This window comes from Streptomyces sp. NPDC048417 (genome assembly GCF_040651615.1).
Lineage (GTDB): Bacteria > Actinomycetota > Actinomycetes > Streptomycetales > Streptomycetaceae > Streptomyces.
Genome location: NZ_JBEZKI010000034.1, coordinates 67,431 through 92,053, shown reverse-complemented (window position 1 = coordinate 92,053; position 24,623 = coordinate 67,431). Strand labels below are relative to the sequence as shown.

Here is a 24,623-nt window from a genome sequence, read left to right as displayed (position 1 = left end):
TGGGTGCGTAGTGGCTGGTCGCGCCCACACGGCGGCAGCCGCACATCGACGCGGCCCGCGCCCCTGACGGGGCGCTGTGGTCGGCGCCCCTCGAACAGGGCGACTGGCGTTCGTTACGTTTTACGTATAACCTCTCGCGCTAACCGCTCCACCGAAAGGCCCCCATGCGACGCGTCGCCCTGGTCACCCTTGTCGTCGGCGACTACGACGAGGCGATCCGCTTCTACACCGAGGCTCTCGGGTTCCGGCTGGTCGAGGACGCGCCGCGGCCGGACGGCTCCCGCTGGGTCGTCGTGGCGCCCGGGGCCGAGGGGCACGGCACCGGACTGGTGCTCGCCCGCGCCAAGGACGACCGGCAGCACGCCCGCGTCGGCGACCAGACCGGCGGGCGCGTCGGGTTCTTCCTGCACACCGACGACTTCGCCCGCGACCACGCCCGGATGACCGCCGCCGGCGTGACCTTCCTGGAGGAGCCGCGACACGAGCCGTACGGCAGTGTCGCCGTCTTCCAGGACCTCTACGGCAACCGCTGGGACCTGCTCCAGCCCGCCGACTGACCCACCGCCCCGAATCACCCGCCGAGGAAAACCCCGCCATGACTGCTACGCGCGTAGACGCCGATGTGATCCGCCGCCTCCCCAAGGCCGTCCTGCACGACCACCTCGACGGCGGCCTGCGCCCCGCCACCCTCGTCGAGCTCGCGGCCGAGGTCGGTCACACCCTGCCCACCACCGACCCGGACGAGCTGGCCGCCTGGTACTTCGAGGCCGCCAACTCCGGTGACCTGGTGCGGTACATAGCCACCTTCGAGCACACCCTGGCCGTCATGCAGACCAAGGAGGGGCTGCGGCGCGTCGCCGAGGAGTACGTGCTCGACCTGGCCGCCGACGGCGTGGTCTACGGCGAGGTGCGCTACGCCCCGGAGCTGAACGTCAAGGGCGGGCTCACGCTCGAGGAGGTCGTGGAGAGCGTGCAGGAGGGGCTCGCCGCCGGCATGGCGAAGGCCGCTGCCGCCGGCACGCCGGTCCGCGTCGGCACGCTGCTCTGCGGGATGCGGATGTTCGACCGGGTCGGCGAGGCCGCGGAGCTGTCCGTCGCCTACCGGGACGCCGGTGTCGTCGGCTTCGACATCGCCGGCGCCGAGGACGGCTTCCCGCCCGCCGACCACCTCGCCGCCTTCGAGCACCTGCGCCGCGAGAGCGTGCCCTTCACCATCCACGCCGGTGAGGCGCACGGCCTGCCCAGCATCCACCAGGCGGTCCAGGTGTGCGGCGCGCAGCGCATCGGGCACGGTGTGCGGATCACCGAGGACATCGCCGGCGACAAGCTCGGCCGTCTCGCGAGCTGGGTGCGCGACCGCCGGATCGCCCTGGAGATGTGCCCCACCTCCAACCTCCAGACCGGCTGCGCCACCTCCATCGCCGAGCACCCGATCACCGCGCTGAAGGAGCTGGGCTTCCGGGTCACCCTCAACACCGACAACCGTCTGGTCTCGGGGACGACGATGACCCGGGAGATGTCCCTGCTGGTCGAGGAGGCCGGCTGGACGGCCGAGGACCTGCGCACGGTCACGGTGAACGCCCTGAAGAGCGCGTTCATCCCGTTCGACGAGCGCACGGCCCTCATCGAGGACGTCGTCCTGCCCGGTTACGCCTCCGTGCTCTGAAGCAGCCCCCGCAGATAGGCGGCCTGTCCGACGTGCTGGAGATCGTCGGACAGTACGCTCACCAGCCGTACGCCCAGCGTGACCGGCGGATCGAAGCGGGTGTCCACGACCCGTTCGAGTTCCTTGGCGGGGAGCTCGCGCAGCACCCCCAGGGTCTGTTCGTGCACCGCGTCGTAGTAGCCGGTCAGCAGGTCGCCGGAGTCCACCGTGACCTTCGCGACCTTCGCGGGGGCGTGGCCGTACCCGTGGTCACGGGGCGGCAGGCCGAGGGCGAAACGCTTCTCCCAGCCCTGGGCCAGCCAGACCTGGTCGAGGTCGAAGGCGTCGGCGACATGGTCGTCCTGGATCCGGGTGAGGTGCCAGACCAGCCATGTGATGGAGTTGGCGCCGGGGGCCGGGGGCCTGTTGAGCAGGTCGGGGTCGAGGCCGTCGAGGGCGGCGTGGACTTCTTCCTGGATGCGGCCGAAGCCGTCGATGAGGATGTCCCTTGCATGCATGCGACCACGATCGCTCATCACGGCTCGTCATGCGTCCGGAATCCAGCTTCCGTGGAACCCCAGCGGCACCCGGCCCGGCAGGTGGACCCGGGCCAGCGGCTCGCCGGTGAAGTCCTGCGCGGCGAGGATCAGCAGGTCGGCGGCGCCGCGGTCGGGGTCGTGGACGTAGGCGAGCGTGAAACCGTCGTCCTCCTGGACCGCGTGTTCGCCCGGCACGAACACCGCCTCGCCCGCCGCCGCGCCCCTCGGCAGCCGGTGCACCTGGGCGGTGCCGCGCGCGAGGTCGTGCTTGAGGAGGGCGTTGGAGAAGGCGTGGTCCGGCGGATTGCCGTCCCCGGCCAGATAGGCCAGTGACATCTCGGCCGCCGCCGCCGAGTAGCCGTAGCGGTGCCGGCGGGAGACCAGTTCCTCGTTGACGCGCGGGAACTCCTGCGGCCGGTCGTCCAGGGTCCGCCTGCTGACCCGGCCGTGGCGCAGATCGACCGTCCAGCGTTCGAGCCTCGCGGTGCCCGTCGCGTGCGGTCCGTCCGTGAACTTCCCGGCGACGTCGAACGGCGCCGGATACGTCGTCAGGTCGATCACCACGGACTCGCCCTCGTCGTACGCGTTGAGGGTGTGCGAGTAGAACACCGGGTCGACACCGAACCAGCGGACCGCACCGCCGGACCGGGGCATCACCCCCACCCGGGCCGGGTGTTCCCGGTTCCACACGTACGGCACCAGGGCGCCGGCCTCGGCGGCCGCCGGGTCGAAGGTGACCGGGATGTCGAAGACGACCACATGCTTCTCGGTGAGTGCGAAGTCGTGCATCATCGGCGCGTCCCGCACCGGGATCCGGGTGGTGCGCGCGACCCGGCCGGTGGGGTCCACGACCAGGTGCCGGACATGGTCCCAGGTCGGGTAGTAGGTGATCGCGTGCAACTCGCCGGCGTGCGCGTCGTACTTGGTGTGCGCGGTGAACGCGCCCTCCAGCGTGCCCCGGAAGTCGTGGGTGCCCACCGTGTTGAGCTCGCCGTCCAGCTCGTACGGCAGTGGGCCGCTCTCCTGGAGTGCGAGGATCCGTCCCCGGTAGGGGATCACATGCGTGTTGCAGGCGAAGTCGTCCGGCGGGACCGGGCCGGGGTAGGACTCCCCGAGTTTCGCGGCGACCTGGGAGGAGCGCACCCAGCGGTTGCGGTACCACTCGGCGTGCCCGTCGCGCAGCCGTACACCGTGCACCATGCCATCGCCGAGCATCCAGTGATGGGCGCGCGGGTCCTCCAGGCCCAGGACGTTCGGGCCGTTACGCAGAAAGCGGCCGTTGAGTTCGCGCGGGATGCGGCCGGTGACCGGCAGGTCGAAGGCTGTGAGTTCCTCGGTGACCGGGGCGAACGCGCCCTGGAGGAACGGGTACTGATGCTCCGTCGATTCCGTCGCCGGGCGTGCCGCCGCCGTCGTGGCCCCTGTCGTGCCGGCCAGCGCGGTGGCCGCCGCGAGGCCCGCCGCGCCGCGCAGCACCGTACGCCGTGTGTGTTCCGCCATGTCCTCTGCTCCCCGTCGTCGTTGTGGACGCTCATGAGTCTGCGCCGACGGGAAGCCGAGGTCAGGAGGGGTGGACCCCCTCCGGGGGTGTTGCCAGGCCCCCTGTTTCGAGGAGGGTGACCAGCGCCCGGGCCGCCGGGCTGGTGGCCGTCTCGGGCGGCAGCAGGGCGACCGTCTCGTAGGTGGACTCGTCCGTGTCCTTGAGCGCGAGCGCGGTGAGCGAGGGCCGCTTGTGCCGGAAGTGCCGGGGTACGACGGCGATGCCGAGGTTCTCGTCGACCAGGTCGAGGAGGCTGTGCACGTCGTTGACCTCCAGGGCGACCGTGCGCCGTACGCCCGCCGCGGCGAAGGCCGAGTCGGTCGTGCGGCGCGGGCCCCAGTCCGGGTGGAAGTCCACGAACACCTCCCCGTCGAGGTCCGCCGGGACCACCGCCGCGCCGGCCGTGGCCAGCCGGTGGCTGGGATGGCACAGCACGGTCATCGGCTCGCCGGTCAGGGCCACCGAGCGCAGCTGGTCGGTGTCGTCCTGGGTGCGGTAGGCGAAGGCCAGGTCCAGCCGGCCCGCCGCCACCTCCTCGGCCAGCGCGCCCGAACCGGCCTGCCGCAGCCGGATCTCCACGTCCGGGTGCCGGCGCCGGAAGGCGGCGAGGAGCCCCGCCACATGCACCCCGGCGATGCACTGCTCGGTGCCCAGCGCCAGCGTCCCGCGCAGCACGCCCTGCACCGCGGCCACCGCCTCGTGCGCGGAGCGCACCTGTGCCAGGATGCGCTCCGCCTCGCCCAGCAGCGCGCGACCCGCCTCGGTGAGCGTCACCCGGCGGGTGGTCCGCACGAACAGGGGCGCCCGCAGCTCCCGCTCCAGGGCCCGGATCGAGGCGGACAGGCCGGACTGGGACACCAGCAGCCGTTCCGCGGCCCGGGTGAAGTGCTGGTCCTCGGCGACGGCGACGAAGTGCTGGAGGTGGCGCAGTTCCATGACTGAGAAGCCTAACCGCACAATTCCATCGGATTCTCCTGTTGGACCACTGCCCGCGGCTCGGGAAAGAGTGGAACCGGTAGATCCTGTGGCAACCCCTCTGGAGTCGCGTTGTACACCGCACACCCCGATCGCTACGCCGACATGCCGTACCGCCGCACTGGCCGCAGCGGCCTGAAGCTTCCCGCGCTGTCGCTCGGCCTGTGGCACAACTTCGGGCCCGACCGGTCCGTGACGTCCCAGCGCGCCATCCTGCGCCGCGCCTTCGACCTCGGGGTCACCCACTTCGACCTCGCCAACAACTACGGTCCGCCCCCCGGCGCCGCCGAGTCGGCGTTCGGCGAGGCGCTGAAGGCGGACTTCGCCGCCTACCGTGACGAGCTGGTGATCTCCACCAAGGCCGGCTATCTGATGTGGCCGGGCCCGTACGGGGAGTGGGGTTCGCGCAAGTACGTGCTGTCGTCGCTGGACCAGTCCCTGACCCGGATGGGCCTGGACTACGTCGACATCTTCTACTCGCACCGCCCGGACCCGGAGACTCCCCTGGAGGAGACGATGGGCGCCCTGCACTCGGCCGTCCAGCAGGGCAAGGCGCTCTACGTCGGCATCTCCAACTACTCGGCGGAGCAGACCCGCGAGGCCGCCCGCATCCTCGGCGAACTCGGCACCCCGCTGCTGATCCACCAGCCGCGCTACTCCATGCTCGACCGCCGCCCGGAGAACGAGGGCCTCCTGGACGCCCTCGACGAGCTCCAGGTCGGCTCCATCGTCTTCTCCCCGCTGGAGCAGGGCCTGCTCACCGGCCGCTACCTCGACGGCATCCCGGAGGGCTCCCGGGCCGCGAGCGACAGCCCGTTCCTGAACTCGGACGCGGTCACCGAGGACCTGGTCGGCAGGCTGCGCGCGCTCGACGAGGTCGCCAAGGGCCGCGGCCAGACCCTCGCCCAGCTCGCCCTGTCCTGGGTGCTGCGCGGCGGCCGGGTGACCTCCGCGCTGATCGGCGCGAGCAGCCCGCAGCAGGTCGAGGACTGTGTCGGCGCCATCGGCAACCTGGACTTCGACGCCGAGGAACTGGCCCGGATCGACGCGATCGTCAACCAGTGACCGGCGTCGTCGTCAACCGGTGACGCGCTCGGTGAGGCGGACGCACACCGCGTCCCCCTCACCCTTGCCGATCGCCGCGCGGACATCGGCCTTCACGGGCAGCTTGTGGGTGCCGTCGCCCAGGGCCATGAAGGAGCTCCGGAACGGATGCCCGTCCACCGTCCCGCGGACCTTGACGAGCCCCCGGGTGCCGAAGAACTCCGCGGACCCGGGCCACACCACGTAGGTCCAGCCGCCCTTCTCCGGGCTCCTGCGCAGGACGGCGGTGAACTCCACGTCCAGCCGTGCGGTCGTACTCATGGCGGTCCTCCGCTCGCGGTGGTCTCTCGTAAACTGGAGACCGCCGCGAGCGCGGGAACTCATCGCGGACGCCGGCTCAGGCCCCGGTGGGCACCCGGTCCAGGAAGCCCAGCACCTGCCGGATCCGGCCGTCCTCGCTGAGCGTGACCACGTCAAAACCGGCCACCGGTGCCGAGCCGTCGGCCTCGTTCACCAGCTCCCAGCCGAAGCGCGCGGTGTCGTGGTGGCCGTCGACGGCCCCGAGCGGACGGAACACGAAACCCGGGAACTGCTCGTGCGCCGCCCAGATCACGGCCGTGATCTGGGCGTGCCCGGAGACATCGGCGAGCGGGTCGGTGTAGGTGCCCTCCGGGACCCAGGCCTCGGCGACCGCCTTGCCCAGCGCCTCGGGCTCGGTGGCGTTCCAGGCCTCGAAGTAGCGGGCGGCGGCGGTCTGGTAACGGTCGGTGTTCACGGACATGGCGAATCAGCCTCCATCGAGGGTGTCACTGCTGGTCAGGGGGTGGATCGCGGCTTGCGGCGATCCGTTGACACCACCATGCCCGGATCCGCGTGACGGGTCGATTACCCCTCGGGTAATGAAGGCAGGGCCGTACAGCTGGCGCATTCCGGCCAATTCGTAAGGCGAATATGCCAAGAGACTGGCCGGAAAGGTGTGGTGACAGTGTTTCGAAAGTGAACATACTCGAATGTCAGGAGCACTTCACCGCACAGGAGCCGCACGGGAAACCGGCCGCGACGGCACACCGGCGAGCTACGGGGGAGTGATCGTGCACGACGAATTCCTGTGCCATGTCACGGCATACGGCATCTGCGGCGGGCAGCGCATCGGCGTTCCGCTCGGCACCTACCGTGCGCCGACGCTGGCCCTGGCGCTGTGGTGGTTACGGGACCGGGCCTCCTGGATCGCGGAACGGCTGGATCCCTTACCCGAGAACCCCAGATATCCGCAGGGGGCTCTCGTCCCGGTGGGGGCGACCGTCTCGGACGTGCCCGGTCTGCTCCGCGTCTGGTGTGCCGACGCGGTCCGGCAGGAACTCGTCGCCGACGAACTGGCCGGCGGACGGCTGGTGCGGATCGCCGTCCAGGACGACACCACCGAGTACGAACTGCTCGCCGAGTCCGTCGACGCCCTTCGTATGCAGCGCACCATCCCCGCCCTCGTCGTCCCCGTGGCCTGACACGTGACAGTCGCCGGCCGGGCGGCCGTAGTCGGGTGGCAGTGATCGGGCGTATAAGCTGACAAATCTGTAGAATTCTGGCCATGGCGGAGCGGCCGGTCGACTCGACGGCGCCCGAACTCGTCCTGGAGACCGACACGGGCTCCACGGTGATGAGCCCGGGCCGCGACTACCACGTCGGGCGTGACCCGTACAGCGACATCGTTATCGACGACTCCCGGGTCTCCTGGCACCACGCGGTGCTGCGGCCCGACGACGGCCACTGGACCCTCGAGGACGAGCAGAGCACCAACGGCACCTACGCCGACGGCCGCCGCATCCGGGAGTGGGAAGTGGGCCCCGGTACGGTCATCCGCTTCGGCAGCCCCGCCGACGGGCCGAGCGCCGTCCTCGTCGGCCGCGCGCCGCCCGCCACGGACCGCCCCTCCTCCGTCTCCATGCCGAGCCGCACCGGCACCTTCCGGCAGCCGTCCTCGGTACGACGGCTGCACGCCCGCACCATCCGCATCGGCCGCGCCACCGACAACGACGTCGTCGTCGACGACCTGGTCGTCTCCCGCCACCACGCGGAACTGCGCGCCCACCCCGACGGCAGCTACGAGATCGTCGACCTCGACAGCCACAACGGCACCTACCTCAACGGCCGCACCGTCATCCGCGCCCCGCTCAGCCCGAGGGACGTCGTCGGCATCGGCCACTCGGCGTTCTGCCTGGTCGACGGCGAGCTGCAGGAGTACGTCGACACCGGCGAGGTCTCCCTCGACGTCCAGGAGCTCACCGTCGCCGTCGACCGCGGCCGCAAGATCCTGCTCGACCACGTCTCCTTCCCGGTCGGCCAGAAGTGCCTGCTCGCCGTGGTCGGGCCGAGCGGCGCCGGCAAGTCCACCCTGCTCGGCGCCCTCACCGGCCAGCGCCCCGCCGAGCACGGCACCGTCCTCTACGACGGCCGCGACCTCTACCGCGACTACGCCGAACTGCGCCAGCGCATCGGACTGGTCCCGCAGGACGACATCCTGCACGTCCAGCTGACCGTGCGCAGCGCCCTCACCTACGCCGCCGAACTGCGCTTCCCCGAGGACACCGCGAAGGCCGAGCGGCGGGAGCGGGTCGAGGAGGTCATCCGGGAACTCGGCCTCGAACAGCGCGCCGACCAGTCCGTGCACAGCCTCTCCGGCGGGCAGCGCAAGCGGGTCAGCGTCGCTCTGGAGTTGCTGACGAAGCCCTCCCTGCTCTTCCTCGACGAGCCGACCTCCGGACTCGACCCGGGCATGGACCGCTCGGTGATGAACATGCTGCGCGGCCTCGCCGACGACGGCCGTACCGTCATCGTCGTCACCCACAGCGTGCTCAGCCTGGACGTCTGCGACCGCCTCCTGGTCCTGGCGCCGGGCGGCCGGACCGCCTACTTCGGCCCGCCCGGCGACGCCCTCGGCTACTTCGGCTTCGAGGAGTGGCCCGAGGCCTTCGAGGCGTTCGAGCGGGACACCGGCCGGGACTGGGCGGGGGAGTTCCGCGGGTCTTCGTACCACCGGAAGTACATCGTGAACTCCAGCGCGCAGCCCGTCGTGCCGCGCGCCGGCCCGGTCGCCGCGCCCCCGCCGCCGCGCCCGCGCAGCTGGGGAGCCCAGTTCTCGACCCTGGTGCGGCGCTACACCGCCGCCCTCCTCGCCGACCGGACCTTCCTCGCCATCATGATCGGGTTGCCGTTCGTCATGGGCGCGATGGCCCGGGCCGTCGCCGGCAACAAGCTCACCTTCGACACCGCCACCAACGCGCTGCTCACCCTCTGCGTGGGCGGGGTGCTGACCGGCGCCGCCAACGCCGTGCGCGAGCTGGTCAAGGAACGCGTCATCTACCAGCGCGAGAGAGCCGTCGGCCTGCCCAGATCGGCGTACGTGATGTCGAAGGTCGTCGTCCTCGGCACCATCACCGTGGTCCAGGCGATCGTGCTCACCCAGGTGGGCCTGGCGGGCGTCGACCTCAACGCGCCCGGCGGCGAAGGGGTGTTGATGCCAGCCCTGCTGGAGATCACCGTCGCCGTGGCCGTGCTCTCGTTCACCGCGATGATGCTCGGCCTGTTGATCTCCGCCCTGGTCCGCAAGGAGGAGGTGACGATGCCGCTGCTGGTGCTGCTCACCGTCGTCCAGGTCGTCTTCTGCGGGACCCTGCTGAAGCTGGACGGCGTGCCCGGGCTCGAACAGCTCGCCTGGCTGGTGCCCTCGCGGTGGGCGCTCGGTGCCATGGCCGGCACCGTCGAACTGCACCGGATCGTGCCGGGCAGGCTCACCGCCGACCCGTTCTTCCGGCATTCGGCGGGCGTCTGGCTGCGCAACATGGTCATGCTGGTGGTGCTGTCCGTCGCCTTCGGCTGTCTCCTCTCCCGGCTGCTGCGCCGGCACGAACCCGCCGTGATGCGGAAGTAGGCGACACGATGACCACCAGCCCAGGGTTCCGGCCCACCCACGTCGTCCCGGCCGACGGCATGCCCGCCTGGGAGGCCCCCGACCCCGCCCGGCCGACCGTGCCCCTGGACCCGCTGCTGCCGGTGCGGCTCGTGGAGCGGCGCGGTGACTGGGCGCACATCAGCTGCGCCAACGGCTGGGCCGCGTGGGTCGACGGCCGCTACCTCGTCGCCGTACCCCGCGACCCGCCCCTGACCGGCGGCCCGTCCGCGGACGCCACCGACCCGCGCCCACTGCTGGCCCGTGCCGCGCAGGCCCTCGCCGACTACCGGGACGCCGTCGAGGACCTGGCCGGCGGCGGCCTCGACGGCGAGTCCTTCCGGGGCCGCACCCACGGGCTGCGTATCGGGCTGGTGGTCGACGGGGAGTCCATGTGGCTGTACGACCCGGCCGAGGGGTGCTGGGTCTACGGCGACGGGCGGCGGCTGTCGACCTACCTCACCGACCGGGACGTCACCGACGGGGACGTCACCGACCGGCATCTCACCGACCGGCACCCCACCGACCGGGCTGAGCCGGGCGGCGACGGTCCCGGTCACTGTCCGACCAGGGTGGTCACCCCCGACGGTGAGCGGGAGCGGTAGGTCTCAGGGTCTCCCGGCCGCCACCTCGCCCCGTCGGCGCACCGGGCCGGCCAGCAGCGCGCCGAGGTATCCGGCGACCAGACCCCACAGTGCGCCCAGGCCCACCGCCCACCACAGCTGCGGCCTCAGCAGCAGCTCGCCGGAGAGATTGCCGCCCAGGTCGCCGATACCGAGCAGGGAGAGGCCGTAGTGGGCGGAGACCCGGCCGGTGAGGCAGAGCGTCAGCACCGTCAGCGCGAGCGCGATCGCCAGACGCAGGGCGTGCCGCCAGGCGCGGACCCGGGCGGGTGAGCGCACCGCCATCAGGAACGCGGCCGCCGGCAGCAGTACCGCGGCCACCCCCACCAGCCACCACCACCGGCCGTCGTGGTCGGTGATCGTACGGAGGTTCAGGGTCGAGACGTCCGGGGTGCGCAGCACCTCGGCGAGGACGTGCGGCACCGGCAGCCCGAACGGGCCGTCGACCCGGCCCTTCCAGGTGACGCCGAGACCGAGCGTGAGCGCCAGCCACGCCAGGTTGGGCAGCCCGAGCAGAATCACCGCGAGGGTCTCCCTGGCGGACCCGCGCGTCACCAGCGCGACCAGCGCCACCACCAGGGCCAGACCGACGTAGGCCAGCACGAACACGACCATGGCGAACGCCGCGGGGCGCACCGACGCCTGGAAGCGCAGCAGCCGCCCCGGCAGCGGTGCCCCGCGCGACACCAGCAGCGTCAGCACCAGGATCCCGGCCAGCCACAGCAGCCCGAACACGACACTGAGCGGCACATCCGTCGTGAAACCCACCGTCGGCGCGGCGTCCAGCAGATCGGTGACGTCACTGAGCGCGCCGCTGCCCACGTTCACGGCGAAGGTGTGCCGGGCACCGAGTGCGAGCCCGATCAGCGCGAGCAGCCACAGCACCGCGATCCGGGCCGCCCAGCCGGCCAGCTCCCGGGCGCCGGCCACCGCCCGGTGCCGCAGCGGCCGCAGGAAGCCCCCGGCGACGACCAGCGCCCCGACCAGCGTCACCGACAGCGGTACGACGGTCAGCCCGGCGTTCGTCCGCGCCAGGTCGCCCGCGTCGCCCGACAGCTCGACGGTGCCGCCGACGGCCGTCACCACGGTCGCGAGCACCACCGGGAGAAAGGCCCCGCTCGGCAGGTCCGACGCGCCCGCCGCCCACAGGCCCACCGCCGCCGGCACCGCCATGGCGACCAGCGCGGCCACCACCACGGCCAGGGCCGGCGGCCAGCCGTGCCGGGCGACGGTCCGGCCGGCCGGGGCGGCCACCGGCCGAGCCGAGGCGATTCGCGGGCTCACACTGTCACGCTAAGCAACACCCCGACACCCCGCGCGCCGGGTGGGCCGTAAGCGTCGGCTTGCGGACGGTACGGGACCGGCGCACATTGGGCTCGTTGTGCATCAAATGAGGCATTTTTCGCAAAAGTCGTTTAGTGCGAATGCCGTCCATCGCAACGGGGAGATGAGCGTGAGCATCGAACCGCCGTCATCCGGCCGCCCCACAGGACCTCCCTCCGGCCCGCTGTCCGGGCCCTCCGGCCCGCCTCCCGGCCCGCCCTCGCAGCCACCCGGCGGCGGAGGCGGCGGCAGCCAGGGCGGACAGCCGCACCAGCCGTGGTGGAGGTCCGCGCCCCGGATCGCGATGCTCACCACCGCCGTCGTGGTCGCCGCGGTCCTGGCCGTGGTGTTCACCCGTCCGGGCGGTGGTTCCGGGAAGGGTGGCGAGGTCTTCCTCCAGGCCGCCAACAGCTCCGGGCAGGACCCGTTCACCGAGTCCAGTGCGACGAAGAGCTCCGATGCGCCGGCATCCTCCGCACCCGTCGGACCGGCCGCCTCGGCCGCCTCGGACGGGACGGACGGGTCGGCGGTGCCGGCGAACGAGGTGCGGGGGGTGGACGGCGGAGCCCCCGGCCTCTACAGCGGCACGAAAAACAGCGGCAGCTGCGACATCGAGAGACAGATCGGGTACTTCCAGGCCTCGCCCTCACGCAACAAGGCGTTCGCCGCGCAGGTCGGCGTGCGCCCCTCCGGAGTCCCCGCCTACCTGCGCTCCCTCACCCCCGTACAGCTGCGCGCGGACACCCGGGTCAGCGCCCACGGCTACCGCGACGGCGGCTCCACCACATACCAGTCCGTCCTCCAGACCGGCACCGCCGTCCTGGTCGACGGGCACGGGGTGCCCCGGGTGCGCTGCGCCTGCGGCAACCCGCTGACCCCGCCGGTCGCGCAGAAGAACACCCCGAGGACCACGGGCACGGCCTGGTCCGGGTACCGGCCGGCGAACGTGGTCGTCGTCGCACCCGCCGTGCGGATCGTCAACGTCTTCGTCCTCTTCGACCACCGGCACGACGACTGGTTCGGCCGTCACCGGGGTGACCACACCGGGCACGAGGACCGCCCGGCGAAGCGCCCGGCCAATCCGAACCCCATGAACCCGCCGGTCCACCACGGCTGCCCGCCCACCCCCGGCAGGACCGGGAGCCCCGGCGCCACGCCGTGCCCGCCGACCTCCACCGGCCCGTCGGGGCCGTCCAGCCCCGGCACCGCCTCGAAGTCCCCGTCGTCGAGCGCGTCGTCCTCGCAACCGCCGTCCTCGAAGCCGCCCTCGTCCGAGTCGCCGTCCTCGAAGCCGCCGTCCTCCGAGCCGCCCTCGTCGGAGCCTCCGAAGTCCGAATCGCCGAGGACCGAATCCCCCGGGACGGAGTCGCCCAAGACGGAGTCCCCGAAGTCCGAGGCGCCCAAGTCCGAGGGGCCGAAGACTGAATCACCCAAGACTGAATCACCAGAAGTGCCGAAGTCCCAAGCGCCGGTGCCGGAGTCGCCGGCGCCGGAATCGCCCAGGTCAGTGGCCCCGCCCTCCGCGCAGCCGCCCTCCCCGGCGTCGCCCGGCCCCGAGTCCGCGGTGTCCTCCGCCGCCCCGGTGTCGCCGCAGGTCCCGCCCAGCGCGGTGCCCCCCGCGCCCCCGGAGTCCGAAGGTCCCGGTTCCCCGGCGGTGTGACCAGCGCGACGCCTTTTGTGCGCGGTCGGCGGACACGCCGGGGACTGCCGGACGACACTCGGGGTACGAGCATGGTTGCAACAGCGACCGGGCCGTGACCGGCCTCCTGGAGAGACACGCATGATCGAACACCTGGGCGGGGCAGTGATACCGACTGGCTTCGACGTACCCGTGGAGCCGCTGCGGCGGGCGGCGCACTACACCGGTGAACCGGGCTGCATCGCCGAGGCGCGGGACTTCGCGGCCCGCTTCCTGCAGCAGCTGAGGACCGAGTGGTGTGCCACGATCGACCCCCGGGCCGACGGTGAGCTGCTCCTGGTGGTGAGCGAGCTGATCACCAACGCGGACCGGCACAGCAACGGCCCGTACATCCTCGAACTGGAGGGTACGGACAGCGCGGTCCTGGTCTCCGTGTACGACAGCAGTGCCGCCCTGCCCCGGCGCTTTCCCCGGGATCCCGAGCGGGTCGGCCGGCACGGCCTGGAGATCGTGCACGCCGTGGCCGCCGAGGTCACCGCCGAGCGGGTGCCGGTCGGCAAACGGGTCCGCGCGCTGGTACCCCTCTCGCACTGAACTCGCACCGGACACCAACGCCAAAGAACACAGATACCGGACACGGGTCACCCGGCCGCGGGATCACCACAGGCGCTGCCCCACGCGCCGGTGCGGGGCAGCGCCCGGGTGACCCGCCGTCAGGCGCAGCCGAGCTCGCCCAGCATCCCCTGACGCAGGCGCGCGATGATCCTCTTGATGAGGCGGGAGACATGCATCTGGGAGCAGCCGAGCCGCTCGCCGATCTCCGCCTGGGTGGCCTCCTCCACGAACCGCAGATGGATGATCTCCCGGTCCCGTTCGCTCAGCTCGGCCATGAGCGGAGCCAGCGACTGGAAGTCCTCGACGAGCCGCAGCCCGTCCTCCTCGACGCCGATGAAGTCCGCGAGCACGGACTCGCCGTCCTCGGGGCCGTCCCCGGTGAGCGCGGAGTCCAGGGAGGAGGAGTTGTAGCCGTTGGAGGCCAGCTGGCCCTCGACCACCTCGTCCTCGGACAGGTTCATCAGCGTGGCGAGTTCGGCGACCGTCGGGTCCCGGTCGAGGCGGCTGGAGAGTTCCTCGCGTGCCTTGGCCAGCTCGACCCGCAGCTCCTGGAGCCGGCGCGGGACGTGCACGGCCCAGGTGGTGTCCCGGAAGAACCGCTTGATCTCGCCCACGATGTACGGCAGTGCGAAGGAGGTGAACTCGACCTCGCGCGACAGCTCGAACCGGTCGATGGCCTTGATCAGGCCGATCATCCCGGTCTGGACGATGTCCTCCATGTCGTCGCCGCGGTTGCGGAACCGTCCGGCCGCGAACCGCACCAGCGACATGTTCATCTCGATGAGCGTGTTGCGGGCGTACTGGAACTCGGGTGTGCCCTCCTCCAGCTCACCGAGCCGCCGGAAGAACTGGCGGGACAGCGCCCGTGCGTCACGTGGGGCGACCGTCTTCGGGTCCTCGATTCCGGGCAGTTCCCTCTCCGTCGTGCACTCCTCGGCGGACTGCGCGGTGTTCACTGCTTCCGACCGGATCCCGGCGGTATTCATTACCTCTCCCCACGAAAGTCACGGTTCGGCTCGGCCACTTCGGCCTGTGTCGTGCCGCCCTGCCCAGTTGATCACCCTGGCCCGGGTACCCGGTATCGGGCATCCCATGCGTGCTTGACCGACGGGTACCCGGGGTGACGCGCCGCATGCGTACCGTCCACCGGGGTGGCGGAAAACAGCCGGTGACGGTTGGCGGAGGGGTGATCACACTCCGACGCGTACGGCCGTGATCAGCTCGTGCCAGTACCGCTTGGTGACCGTACCGCCGTACCGCGAGTCGATGAGTTCCCGGATACCGGCCAGCAGCCCCTTCCGGGCGGCTTCGGGCAGGGCGCGGTGGTTGGAGTAGGTGAGGAGTACGTCCAGGTAGGTGTCGGTCGTGTACGTGATCTCCTGGGCGTGGCCGTGCACGGTGACGTCCGTGAAGTAGGGGGAGCCGGTGAACTCGGCCGTGTCGGTGGCGATCTCCGACTCGGGGGTCTGCCGCAGCCCCGGCGGCGTGGCCGGGTCCCAACGCTCGTAGCACTCCTGGACGTCGGCGAAGAAATCCTCCGTGCCGCCCGCCACATGGTGGGTGACGACCACGGCGAGCAGTCCGCCGGGGCGCAGCGCCCGGGCCGCCCTGGGGACCCGCACCGCCGGGTCGATCCAGTGGAACGCGGTCGCGCACACCACCGCGTCGAACGGTTCCGGCGGCAGCTCCCACCGCTCGAAGCCCGCGGTCACGACGTCCACCGCGGGAAACGCGGCCAGTTGCCGGCGGGCCACGGCGGCCAACGACGGGCCCAGCTCCACGGCCGTGATCCCACAGCCGGACCGGGCGAGGTCGACGGTGAGCTGGCCGGTGCCCGGAGCGATCTCCAGCACGCGGACACCCGGGCCGGCGCCCGTGACCCGGCTCAGCTCCTCGATCAGGGCAGGGGGATAGCCGGGCCGTGCGCGCTGGTACCGCTCCGCGTCCTTGTCGAAGGTGTCCCGCAGCTCCGGCCCCGTTCCCATGAACTCCAGCGCTTCCATGCAGGGGAGCATGCCGACCCCTCCCATGGCGTGCCACTGCTTTTAGGCTATGGGGGTGAGCAGCCAACCGCCGAACGACGCCCGTGTCATCCCCCTGCGCCCGCAGAAGCCGGCCCCGAAGCCCAGGGAACCCCTCTGGCGCGACCTGGTCGGAGACGTCCTGCGGCGGGAGCGGCTGGACCAGGAGCGCACCCTCAAGGACGTCGCCGAGGCGGCCCGGATCTCCATGCCGTATCTCTCGGAGATCGAGCGCGGCCGCAAGGAGGCCTCCTCCGAGGTCCTCGCGGCCGCCGCCCACGCCCTCGGCCTCGACCTCGGCGGCCTGCTGTCCCTGGTCCAGTCCGAGTTCGCCCGCAAGACCGCTGTCGGCCGACCCGTGCCCGGGCCCTACAACGGGCTGTGCCTGGTCGCCTGAGGGCCGCTCAGCGCTCGCCCCGCTCCCGCAGCTGCCGGAAGAACGCCCGGACGTCGCCCACCAGCAGGTCCGGCTCCTCCATCGCCGCGAAGTGCCCGCCCCGGTCGAACTCCGTCCAGCGCACGATGTTCTCCGTGCGGTCCGCCTTGTGCCGCAGCGGACGCTGGGGTTCGGCCGGGAACAGGGCGAGGGCGGTCGGTGCCGTCGACGGCTGGGAGGGCGCGGCGGCGCGGGCGCCGGTGGCATGCGCCCGTTCGTAGTAGATGCGGGCGGACGAGGCGGCCGTACCGGTCAGCCAGTACAGCATCACGTTCGTCAGCAGCCGGTCCCGGTCCACCGCCTCCTCCGGCAGCTCCTCGGAGTCCGTCCACTCCCGGAACTTCTCGACGATCCAGGCGAGTTGCCCGACCGGTGAGTCCGTGAGCGCGTAGCCGGGGGTGTGCGGGCGGGTGCTCTGCAGGATCGCGTACCCCGTGCTCTCCCGGGACCAGGCGGCCCAGCGGCGCCACGAGTCAAGGGTGTTCGCCTGTTCCTCGGGGGCGAGCGCGGCCAGTTCCTCGGCGGTGGGCTCGGTGGCCTGCTGGGCGCCCGGCAGCAGATTGAGGTGCACGCCGATCACCTGTTCGGGATGGGCGCGGCCCAGCTCACGGGAGATCGCCGCGCCCCAGTCGCCGCCCTGCGCACCGAACCGCTGGTAGCCCAGCCGCGCCATCAGCTCGGCCCAGGCGTCCGCGACCCGTCCCGCCTCCCAGCCGGGCTCCGCGGTCGGACCGGAGAAACCGAAACCCGGGACGCTCGGCACCACCACATGGAAGGCGTCGGCAGGGTCCCCGCCGTGTGCGGCCGGGTCCGTGAGCGGGCCGACCACGTCCAGGAACTCCACGATCGAGCCCGGCCAGCCGTGGGTGACGACCAGCGGGGTGGCGTTCGGCTCGGGGGAGCGGATGTGGGCGAAGTGGACGTGGGCGCCGTCGATCGTCGTCGTGAACTGCGGCCACGCGTTCAGCAGTGCCTCGGCCGCCCGCCAGTCGTACTCGTGCAGCCAGTACCGGGCCAGCTCCCGGAGATACGGCGTGGGGACGCCGTACGCCCAGCCGGCCCCCGGCATCTCGGCCGGCCAGCGGGTGCGGTCGAGGCGCGCGTGGAGGTCGTCGAGATCGGCCTGCGGGATGGAGACGCGGAAGGGAGTGATGTCCGGCGACGAAGAGGTCATGGTGGGGATGCTAGGCGCGGTTGTCCGTTGTCCGCGGCTCGGTGGGGGCTGGTCGCGCCCACGTGGCGCAGCCGCATGCACACCACAGGCCCGCGCCCCTGAAGGGGCGCGATGACCGATGAGTTTCCTGGAGCGCACCGGTCGGTACGGATGACCGCGTTCCCCGCTCCCAGGAGGTGCCCATGACCACCGACGGATTCACCACGTGTCTCTGGTTCGACGGCCAGGCCGAGGAGGCCGCCCACTACTACGTGTCGATCTTCAAGAACTCCAGCATCGGGAAGGTCGGCCGCTACAACGAGGCCGGCCCGGGGGAGGCGGGCTCCGTGCTGGCCGTCGACTTCACGGCCAACGGGCAGAAGTTCGTCGCCATCAACGGCGGCCCGCAGTTCAAGTTCACCGAGGCGATCTCCTTCCAGGTCTACTGCGACGGCCAGCAGGAGGTCGACTACTACTGGACCAAGCTCACCGAGAACGGCGGCGAACCCGGCCCGTGCGGCTGGCTCAAGGACAGGTACGGCGTGTCCTGGCAGGTCATCCCGGAGGGGCTGATCGAGATGATCGGCGACACCGACCCCGAGAAGGCGGCCCGCACCACGCGGGCGATGTACGCGATGGGCAAGCTCGACATCGCCGCGCTGAAGAAGGCGTACGCGGGCGAGTGACCCGCACGGCGACGCGGGGCGGTGTCCACGGACACCGCCCCGCGCCCGCGCCTCGCCGGGTCAGACCCGGTCGGCCACGATCAGCAGGTACTGGAAGCTGCCGTTCTTGTACGCGGTGAGGAAGGCGTCCTCGATCCCCGTCACCAGGTGGTCGGCCTGCTTGCGCAGTTCCCAGTACGGGATGGCCGTCTCGGTGAGGTCCTCCACATGGACCGGCACCAGCCGGTTGTTCGCCATCGCCCGGAAGTACTCCGACCTCGGGTGGATGTCGCAGATGTAGTGGGCGTTGATCAGGGACACCTCGCGCGAGGCCTGCCCGTAGGCGTTGTTGTAGCAGCCGGTGATCGTGACGTAGCGTCCGCCGCGGCGCAGCAGCCGGGCGTGCTCGGCGAAGAGCAGCTCCAGCTCGACGTACATCGTGGACTCGTTGTTCCAGGAGGCCGCGTAGGCGCCGGTCTCGAAGCCGGTGTCCAGCATGTTCCGGTGGTGGTAGCGGACCTTGTCACCGACCTCACGCTTGCGGGCCATGCCGTTGGCGAAGTCGGCCTGCTTGGCGGAGATGGTGACGCCGTCGGAGTGGCAGCCGTAGCGCAGGTTCGCCACGATGCTGCCGCCGCCCCGGCCGCAGCCGGCGTCGAAGACCCGGTCGGCGGGGGTGAGCGGGCCGAGGTGACCGGCCAGCAGCTCGGCCTGGGCGTGCTCCAGGCGGTGCAGCTCGCTGGTGACGCGCTCCTTGCGCAGCCCGGGGTCGGTCTCGTCGAGCACCGACCAGTCGGCCTCGCCGATGCCGTAGTGGTGGTGGTAAAGGTCGTCGATCTTTCCGAGTTCGAGGTTGACCGGGTTCTCCTCGGCGTTCCAGTACTCCGCGACGCTGTTCTGGTACCTGGACTGGGTCGGCACCGGGGCTGACGTGGTGGTCTTCCGAGCGACAGGGGCGGTGGTCAACAGTTGCTCCTCGACGTGTTTCTGATGGTGTTTCGGATTGGCTCGGTGCTACCAGTAGTCGGGCAGGTGGTAGCGGTTGGTGTTGGTGGAGTGCCACTCGTGGTTGCCGGCGACCCAGGCGGCCAGGCCCTCCGCGTAGCGCGCGACCAGCGGCGAGGTGGCGCCCAGGGTGGCCGACTCCTCCTCGAAGGCCGCCATGATCCGGTTGTGGATGTCGACGGACTTCAGATAGGCCGCCTTCAGACCGCGCCGGTCGTTGGCCGCCACCACCTGGGGCAGGTTGAGGTGGTCCGGGTCGCTCGCCAGCTCCTTGGTGAAGGAGTACAGGTCGTTGACGATCGTGGTCGCGTTGCAGGCCAGGGCCGTGATCCGCTGGATCTCCGGGCGGGCGTAGAGCGGTTCGGGCAGTTCGTAGCCGTCCACCGCGTCGACGATCGACAGACACGGCCGGAAGTTGTTGAACTGCCGCATCACCAGGTACTCCCAGATCCGCGGCATGTACCGCGTCTCCATCCACGCGGCCTCGCCCAGGTACCCGAGGTGCAGCCGGGCGATGTCGTGCACGAACCGGTCGGTCTGGCTCGGGGTGGCGAACCCGGCGAAGTCCGCGAGGGCGAAGTGGTACGAGCGCAGCGGACCGTCGGCCCGGATGCCCTCGCGCCACTCCTCCTCCAGCTCCGGGATGCCGTGGTAGGGGTCGAGCGCCGACTGGGCGATGATCAGCGGGCCGCCGAGCCCGCGCCGGGATCCGCCGCGGCCCTCGTCCTCCTCGCAGTAGCAGGAGTCCACGATGTTCTCGGCCAGCAGCAGCTTGCCGGCGACGGTGAGCCGGTCCAGGTCGAGACCGCCCGGATGCTGGAGTACGACCGCCCGGCCGAACTGGAAGCCCGAGAAGTCCCCCTTCCAGGCCTCGGGGAACAGGTCGAGCTCCCGGGCCCAGGCCTCCAGGCGGCGGTCGAGCTCGGCGGCCTTCGCGGGGTCGGCGGGTACGGCCGGCCGGTAGTGCAGTCCGGGGACCGCCCCGGTGCGCCTGGCCGGGCGCAGACGCTGCGCGATGTTCGGCGGCCCGGGCAGGACGTAGGGGGTGGTGGGTGAGGTCATGACTGTGTGCTCCAGGCCGTCAGTCGGCGGTGCGGCCGAGCTGGACGTTCTCCAGGATCCCGGCCGCGTCGGGGACCAGGATGGCCAGCGAGTAGTAGGCGGTGACCAGGTAGTTGACGATGGCCTGCTCGTTGACGCCCATGAAGCGGACGTTCAGGCCGGGCTGGAACTCCTCCGGGATCCCGGTCTGGTAGAGGCCGACGACCCCCTGGTCGGCCTCGCCGGTGCGCAGCGCGATGATGCTGCTGGTGTGGTCGTCGCTGATCGGGATCTTGCTGCACGGATAGATCGGGACCCCGCGCCAGGCCGGGATCTCGTGCCCGTCGATGTTCGCGCTGGGGGGCACCAGTCCGCGTCGGTTGCACTGCCGGAAGAACGCCGCGATCGCCTTGGGGTGCGCCAGGATCACCTTGGTCTTGCGCCGCATGGAGATCAGCTCGTCCATGTCGTCCGGGGTCGGCGGGCCGGTGAAGGAGCTGATCCGCTGCCCGTAGTCGATGTTGTGCAGCAGCCCGAAATCACGGTTGTTGACCAGCTCCCACTCCTGGCGCTCACGGATCTCCTCGACCGTGAGGCGCAGCTGCTGCTGGGTCTGGTCCATCGGGTTGTTGTAGAGGTCGGCGACCCTGGAGTGCACCCGCAGCACGGTCTGGGTGAGTGACAACTCGTACTCGCGCGGTGCGAGTTCGTAGTCCACGAAGCCGCCCTGCAGGGTCGGCTCACCCCGGTGGCCGGCCTGTACCGGCACCTCGGCCTCGCCCTTGCGGTTCATCGGCAGCCGCTGCCGGTCGACGTACGCCTGGAGATGCGCGCCCAGCGACGGCACCCGGTCCATGACCTCCTCGACGACCGTCCAGGGCAGCGCCAGCACCACGCCGGCGGTCTCCGCCCGGACCGAGGTGAGCCACAGCGGGTCGGTCTGGCCGACCGCCTCGTCGCCCATCTGGTCGCCGTCGGTGACGACCCCGACGACCTCCTCCTCGCCGTACTTGCCGGCCGCGAACCGGATGAACCGGCCGTGCACGACCAGGTAGGTCTCGGTGACCGGCTGCCCGGCCTCGAACAGCACCTGCCCGGCGCGCACTTCGCGGGCCTGGAACCGCTCGGCGATCTGGGTCAGCGCGTCCAGGTCGTCGTAACCCCGCAGGACGGGCAGTTCGGTGAGGGTCCCCGGGATGACCCGGATGTCGTCCCCGCCGTTCTGCTCGAAGCTCACCCGGCCGCGTCCGGTGCGCAGTTGGAGGCGCCGGTTGACCCGGTAGGCGCCGCCCTTGACGTCCACCCAGGGCAGTGTCCTCAGCAGCCATCGGGACGTGATGGCCTGCATCTGCGGTTCGGACTTGGTGGTCGTGGCGAGCTGACGTGCCGCCCGGGTGCTCAGACTGGTGAGCTGCCCGTCGGTGGTCGGATCCGGCTCGGGCTCGTCGACGGCGGAACCGATGACGCTGTCCGGTGTGGACACATTCCCTCCAGCAGAGAGGCGAACAGAGGTGACCCGGAGGGTCGGTGGTGTGCGAGGTGGCGCTGCGCAAGGACCAGCCAAACAGCCTTGGTGATCTACGGGTACGGCGCGAAAGGGGCGGTTGCGCGCCTTAGTCGCGCAAACCTGGTGTTCGGGGTGGAAAAGGTTGCGTTCTCCGGGCGCGCGCCGGTGGCCCGCTCCGGTGCCGGGGCCCGCCGCGGGTTGGACTCAGGAAAGGTCGTTGACCAGCACCGCGGCCCCGTCGAAGCGCCCGGCCTTCAGGTCCCGCAGGGCCTGGGGGGCCTCGGACAGCGGGTAGGCGTGGGTGGTCGCGTGGACGTGGTGCCGCTCGGCCAGGGCCAGGAACTCCCGCCCGTCGGCACGGGTGTTGGAGGTGACGCTGCGCAGCTCCCGCTCGTAGAACAGCTCCCGCTCGTAGTTCAGTGCCGGTACGTCGCTGAGGTGGATGCCCGCGACCGCCAGCACCCCGCCCCGGTCCAGGGCGCGCAGCGCGACCGGCACCAGATCGCCGACCGGAGCGAACAGGACGGCGCTGTCCAGCGGCTCGGGCGGCGGCTCGGAGGCGTCCCGAGCCGAGGCCGCGCCCAGCTCCAGGGCCAGCCGCCGGGCCTCGGCACCCCGGGTCAGCACATGCACGGTCGCGCCCTCCGCGAGCGCCACCTGCGCGCAGAGATGGGCACTGCCCCCGAAGCCGTACAGGCCGAGCCGGCCGCCCGGCGGGAGCGCTGCCCGGCGCAGCGCGCGGTAGCCGATGATCCCGGCGCACATGAGCGGCGCGAGCGCCACGTCGTCGAGGGTGCCGGGCAGCCGGTAGGCGAAGTCCGCCGGCACGGTGGTGTACTCGGCGTAGCCGCCGTCCGCGTCCCAGCCGGTGTACTCCGAGTGCGGGCACAGGTTCTCGGCGCCCCGCCGGCAGTAGGCGCACACCCCGTCCGTGCGCCGCAGCCAGGCCACCCCCACCCGGTCGCCCACCGCGAAGTCCGCCACCTCGGCGCCCAGGCCCGCGACCAAGCCGACCACCTCGTGCCCTGGCGTCACCCGGAGCCGGTGCACCGGCAGATCACCCTCCGTGACATGCAGATCGGTCCGGCACACCCCGCAGGCGCGCACCCGGACAGCAGCTCGTCGGCTCCGGGCACCGGCACCGGACGCTCGACGAGCCGGAGCGGATCCGCCTCGACCGGTCCGGGCCGCGCCACCGTCCACGCCCGCATCACGTCCGTCATGCCGCGCCCCGTCCGCCGAAGGCCGCTCGGTCATCCTTCCCAGTGTCCGCCGGAGTCCGGCGTTCGGCGCGCGGGCGGTCCGCCGGATGGCTAGCGTGAGGAACCGGGAGAATCCGTGCGATCGGAAGGGCCGCGGCCATGGCGGTACAACCTGAAGGAACCCCTTGTTGGGCCGACGCGATGTTCGGCGACCTGGAGGGGGCCAAGAGCTTCTACGGGGAGGTCCTCGGCTGGACGTTCGGTGAGTCGACGTCGGAGTACGGCAACTACACGCAGGCCTACGCGAACGGCAAGGCCGTCGCCGCCGTCGTACCGCCCATGCCCGGCCAGGAGGGGCAGTCGCAGTGGTGTCTGTACTTCGCCTCGCCGGACGCGGCGGCCACCGCCGAGCGGATCCGTGAGAACGGCGGTGAGGTGCTGATGGAGCCGATGCAGGTCGGCGACTTCGGCACGATGTGCCTGGCGCGTGAGCCCAGCGGGGCGGTCTTCGGCATCTGGCAGGGCGGCGTCCACGAGGGCTTCGAGGCCACGGCCGTGCCCGGCGCCTACTGCTGGGCGGAGGTCTTCACCCGCGAGCCCGAGAAGGCCGACCCCTTCTTCACTGCCCTCTTCTCCTACACGGCCAGGCAGGTGGAGGACGACAACGTCGACTTCCGGATGTTCGACGTGGCCGGGAACACGGTTCTCGGCCGGATGGGGATGACGGACGACTTCCCGCCCGAGGTGCCCTCGTACATCAACGTCTACTTCACCGTCGACAACTGCGACGAGGCCGTCGCCAAGGCCACCAAGCAGGGCGCGGTGCTGCGCTTCGGTCCGATGAGCAGCCCCTTCGGCAGGTTCGCGGCGCTCACCGACCCGCAGGGCGCCAACTTCTCGGTGATCGACATCACCACCACCGAGGGCGAGCAGCCCCAGGTCAAGGACGTCTGACCAGGACGAACACCGGGCCAGGGCCGGGCTCCCCGACCGGCCGTGGCATGATCGGGCCCATGCGTGAACGAGTGGTGGCCGCGTGCGACGGGGCTTCTAAGGGAAACCCGGGACCGGCCGGCTGGGCCTGGGTGGTGTCCGACGACGCGGCGACTCCGGCCCGCTGGGAGGCCGGGCCGCTCGGCAAGGCCACCAACAACGTGGCCGAACTGACCGCGTTGGAGCGGCTGTTGACGGCCGTCGACCCGGACGTGCCGCTCGAGGTGCGGATGGACTCGCAGTACGCCATGAAGGCGGTCACCACCTGGCTGCCCGGCTGGAAGCGCAACGGCTGGAAGACCTCGGCGGGCAAGCCGGTCGCCAACCAGGAACTGGTCGTACGCATCGACGCACTCCTGGACGGCCGCACGGTCGACTTCCGGTACGTCGCGGCCCACCAGGTCGACGGCGACCCGCTGAACGACTTCGCCGACCGCGCGGCCAGCCAGGCGGCGACGGTCCAGGAGGCCGCGAGCAGCGCCCTCGGCTCCCCGGTACCGCCGCCGTCGCCCACGTCCGCCGCCTCCGCCGGGGCCCCGCGCCGCAAGGCGGCACCCCGCAAGAGCGCCGCCGGCGGCGCCTCGTCGCGCACCATCAAGGCCAAGTTCCCCGGCCGCTGCCTGTGCGGCCGCTCCTACGCGGCCGGCGAGTCGATCGCGAAGAACGGGCAGGGCTGGGGCCACCCGGAGTGCCGCACGGCGGAGGCCTGACCAG

The 24,623-nt window shown here is 71.5% G+C and carries 24 protein-coding genes and 1 pseudogene; 12 read left to right on the top strand and 13 right to left on the bottom strand.

Annotated elements, in window-relative coordinates:
- Positions 1 to 164 precede the first annotated feature (164 nt).
- Positions 165 to 557: a VOC family protein gene (locus AB0D59_RS40975; RefSeq protein WP_362576368.1), complete on the top strand. Its 393-nt coding sequence runs from the start codon at positions 165 to 167 to the stop codon at positions 555 to 557.
- Between the two features lie 38 nt (positions 558 to 595).
- Entirely contained in the window at positions 596 to 1,666 is a 1,071-nt protein-coding gene (locus tag AB0D59_RS40970; protein ID WP_362576367.1) for an adenosine deaminase, read from the top strand.
- Here AB0D59_RS40970 and AB0D59_RS40965 read toward each other — a convergent pair.
- The 3 genes from AB0D59_RS40965 to AB0D59_RS40955 form a co-directional block, all read right to left on the bottom strand.
- Positions 1,648 to 2,163 carry a DinB family protein gene (locus AB0D59_RS40965; RefSeq protein WP_362576366.1) on the bottom strand — a complete coding sequence of 172 codons (516 nt, stop codon included), beginning with the start codon at positions 2,161 to 2,163 and terminating at the stop codon, positions 1,648 to 1,650. The genes AB0D59_RS40970 and AB0D59_RS40965 overlap by 19 nt on opposite strands.
- Positions 2,164 to 2,190: 27 nt before the next feature.
- Positions 2,191 to 3,684 carry a carotenoid oxygenase family protein gene (locus AB0D59_RS40960; protein WP_362576365.1) on the bottom strand — a complete coding sequence of 498 codons (1,494 nt, stop codon included), beginning with the start codon at positions 3,682 to 3,684 and terminating at the stop codon, positions 2,191 to 2,193.
- 61 nt (positions 3,685 to 3,745) lie between these two features.
- The gene (locus AB0D59_RS40955) at positions 3,746 to 4,660 is read right to left on the bottom strand and encodes a LysR substrate-binding domain-containing protein (RefSeq protein ID WP_362576364.1); all 915 of its coding nucleotides are present in this window, start codon (positions 4,658 to 4,660) and stop codon (positions 3,746 to 3,748) included.
- A 111-nt stretch (positions 4,661 to 4,771) separates the two neighbouring features.
- On the opposite strand from AB0D59_RS40955, the gene mgrA reads away from it, so the two are divergent.
- The gene (gene mgrA / locus AB0D59_RS40950; protein WP_362576363.1) at positions 4,772 to 5,764 is read left to right on the top strand and encodes an L-glyceraldehyde 3-phosphate reductase; all 993 of its coding nucleotides are present in this window, start codon (positions 4,772 to 4,774) and stop codon (positions 5,762 to 5,764) included.
- 12 nt (positions 5,765 to 5,776) lie between these two features.
- On the opposite strand, the gene AB0D59_RS40945 is transcribed toward mgrA, so the two are convergent.
- Both AB0D59_RS40945 and AB0D59_RS40940 read right to left on the bottom strand, forming a co-directional pair.
- Complete coding sequence (locus AB0D59_RS40945; RefSeq protein ID WP_362576362.1) at positions 5,777 to 6,064, bottom strand: DUF1905 domain-containing protein; 288 nt, start codon at positions 6,062 to 6,064, stop codon at positions 5,777 to 5,779.
- Between the two features lie 76 nt (positions 6,065 to 6,140).
- Entirely contained in the window at positions 6,141 to 6,524 is a 384-nt protein-coding gene (locus AB0D59_RS40940; protein ID WP_362576361.1) for a nuclear transport factor 2 family protein, read from the bottom strand.
- A 310-nt stretch (positions 6,525 to 6,834) separates the two neighbouring features.
- Here AB0D59_RS40940 and AB0D59_RS40935 point away from each other — a divergent pair, with 310 nt between their 5' ends.
- The 3 genes from AB0D59_RS40935 to AB0D59_RS40925 all read left to right on the top strand — a co-directional run bounded on the left by AB0D59_RS40935 (position 6,835) and on the right by AB0D59_RS40925 (position 10,291).
- Entirely contained in the window at positions 6,835 to 7,245 is a 411-nt protein-coding gene (locus AB0D59_RS40935; RefSeq protein ID WP_362576360.1) for a hypothetical protein, read from the top strand.
- Positions 7,246 to 7,328: 83 nt separating this feature from the next.
- The gene (locus AB0D59_RS40930) at positions 7,329 to 9,668 is read left to right on the top strand and encodes an FHA domain-containing protein (protein WP_362576359.1); all 2,340 of its coding nucleotides are present in this window, start codon (positions 7,329 to 7,331) and stop codon (positions 9,666 to 9,668) included.
- 8 nt (positions 9,669 to 9,676) lie between these two features.
- Entirely contained in the window at positions 9,677 to 10,291 is a 615-nt protein-coding gene (locus AB0D59_RS40925) for a hypothetical protein (RefSeq protein WP_362576358.1), read from the top strand.
- Positions 10,292 to 10,294: 3 nt separating this feature from the next.
- Here AB0D59_RS40925 and AB0D59_RS40920 read toward each other — a convergent pair whose 3' ends face one another.
- Entirely contained in the window at positions 10,295 to 11,593 is a 1,299-nt protein-coding gene (locus tag AB0D59_RS40920; RefSeq protein WP_362576357.1) for a streptophobe family protein, read from the bottom strand.
- Positions 11,594 to 11,762: 169 nt separating this feature from the next.
- On the opposite strand from AB0D59_RS40920, the gene AB0D59_RS40915 reads away from it, so the two are divergent.
- Positions 11,763 to 13,292: a DUF6777 domain-containing protein gene (locus AB0D59_RS40915; RefSeq protein WP_362576356.1), complete on the top strand. Its 1,530-nt coding sequence runs from the start codon at positions 11,763 to 11,765 to the stop codon at positions 13,290 to 13,292.
- A 120-nt stretch (positions 13,293 to 13,412) separates the two neighbouring features.
- Positions 13,413 to 13,865 carry an ATP-binding protein gene (locus AB0D59_RS40910; protein ID WP_362576355.1) on the top strand — a complete coding sequence of 151 codons (453 nt, stop codon included), beginning with the start codon at positions 13,413 to 13,415 and terminating at the stop codon, positions 13,863 to 13,865.
- A gap of 119 nt (positions 13,866 to 13,984) precedes the next feature.
- Here AB0D59_RS40910 and AB0D59_RS40905 read toward each other — a convergent pair whose 3' ends face one another.
- A complete protein-coding gene (locus AB0D59_RS40905) occupies positions 13,985 to 14,872 on the bottom strand; it encodes an RNA polymerase sigma factor SigF (RefSeq protein ID WP_362576354.1) in 888 nt (295 codons plus the stop codon).
- A 204-nt stretch (positions 14,873 to 15,076) separates the two neighbouring features.
- Entirely contained in the window at positions 15,077 to 15,889 is an 813-nt protein-coding gene (locus AB0D59_RS40900; protein WP_362576353.1) for a class I SAM-dependent methyltransferase, read from the bottom strand.
- Positions 15,890 to 15,944: 55 nt separating this feature from the next.
- On the opposite strand from AB0D59_RS40900, the gene AB0D59_RS40895 reads away from it, so the two are divergent.
- Positions 15,945 to 16,304, top strand: coding sequence for a helix-turn-helix transcriptional regulator (locus AB0D59_RS40895; protein ID WP_362576352.1), 360 nt, complete (start codon positions 15,945 to 15,947; stop codon positions 16,302 to 16,304).
- A 7-nt stretch (positions 16,305 to 16,311) separates the two neighbouring features.
- Here AB0D59_RS40895 and AB0D59_RS40890 read toward each other — a convergent pair whose 3' ends face one another.
- The gene (locus AB0D59_RS40890) at positions 16,312 to 17,517 is read right to left on the bottom strand and encodes an epoxide hydrolase family protein (protein ID WP_362576351.1); all 1,206 of its coding nucleotides are present in this window, start codon (positions 17,515 to 17,517) and stop codon (positions 16,312 to 16,314) included.
- A 182-nt stretch (positions 17,518 to 17,699) separates the two neighbouring features.
- On the opposite strand from AB0D59_RS40890, the gene AB0D59_RS40885 reads away from it, so the two are divergent.
- Entirely contained in the window at positions 17,700 to 18,182 is a 483-nt protein-coding gene (locus AB0D59_RS40885; RefSeq protein WP_362576350.1) for a VOC family protein, read from the top strand.
- Between the two features lie 60 nt (positions 18,183 to 18,242).
- Here AB0D59_RS40885 and AB0D59_RS40880 read toward each other — a convergent pair whose 3' ends face one another.
- The 4 genes and pseudogenes from AB0D59_RS40880 to AB0D59_RS40865 all read right to left on the bottom strand — a co-directional run bounded on the left by AB0D59_RS40880 (position 18,243) and on the right by AB0D59_RS40865 (position 22,925).
- Positions 18,243 to 19,127 carry a geranyl diphosphate 2-C-methyltransferase gene (locus tag AB0D59_RS40880; RefSeq protein ID WP_362576349.1) on the bottom strand — a complete coding sequence of 295 codons (885 nt, stop codon included), beginning with the start codon at positions 19,125 to 19,127 and terminating at the stop codon, positions 18,243 to 18,245.
- Between the two features lie 48 nt (positions 19,128 to 19,175).
- The gene (locus AB0D59_RS40875) at positions 19,176 to 20,228 is read right to left on the bottom strand and encodes a family 2 encapsulin nanocompartment cargo protein terpene cyclase (protein ID WP_362576348.1); all 1,053 of its coding nucleotides are present in this window, start codon (positions 20,226 to 20,228) and stop codon (positions 19,176 to 19,178) included.
- Positions 20,229 to 20,247: 19 nt separating this feature from the next.
- Positions 20,248 to 21,690 (bottom strand): family 2B encapsulin nanocompartment shell protein, encoded by a 1,443-nt coding sequence (locus AB0D59_RS40870; RefSeq protein WP_362576347.1) that lies wholly within the window; start codon positions 21,688 to 21,690, stop codon positions 20,248 to 20,250.
- A gap of 228 nt (positions 21,691 to 21,918) precedes the next feature.
- A pseudogene (locus AB0D59_RS40865) lies at positions 21,919 to 22,925 on the bottom strand (zinc-binding alcohol dehydrogenase family protein).
- Between the two features lie 150 nt (positions 22,926 to 23,075).
- On the opposite strand from AB0D59_RS40865, the gene AB0D59_RS40860 reads away from it, so the two are divergent.
- Complete coding sequence (locus AB0D59_RS40860; protein WP_362576346.1) at positions 23,076 to 23,870, top strand: VOC family protein; 795 nt, start codon at positions 23,076 to 23,078, stop codon at positions 23,868 to 23,870.
- A 47-nt stretch (positions 23,871 to 23,917) separates the two neighbouring features.
- Positions 23,918 to 24,619 carry a ribonuclease H gene (locus AB0D59_RS40855; RefSeq protein ID WP_362576345.1) on the top strand — a complete coding sequence of 234 codons (702 nt, stop codon included), beginning with the start codon at positions 23,918 to 23,920 and terminating at the stop codon, positions 24,617 to 24,619.
- Positions 24,620 to 24,623 lie beyond the last annotated feature (4 nt).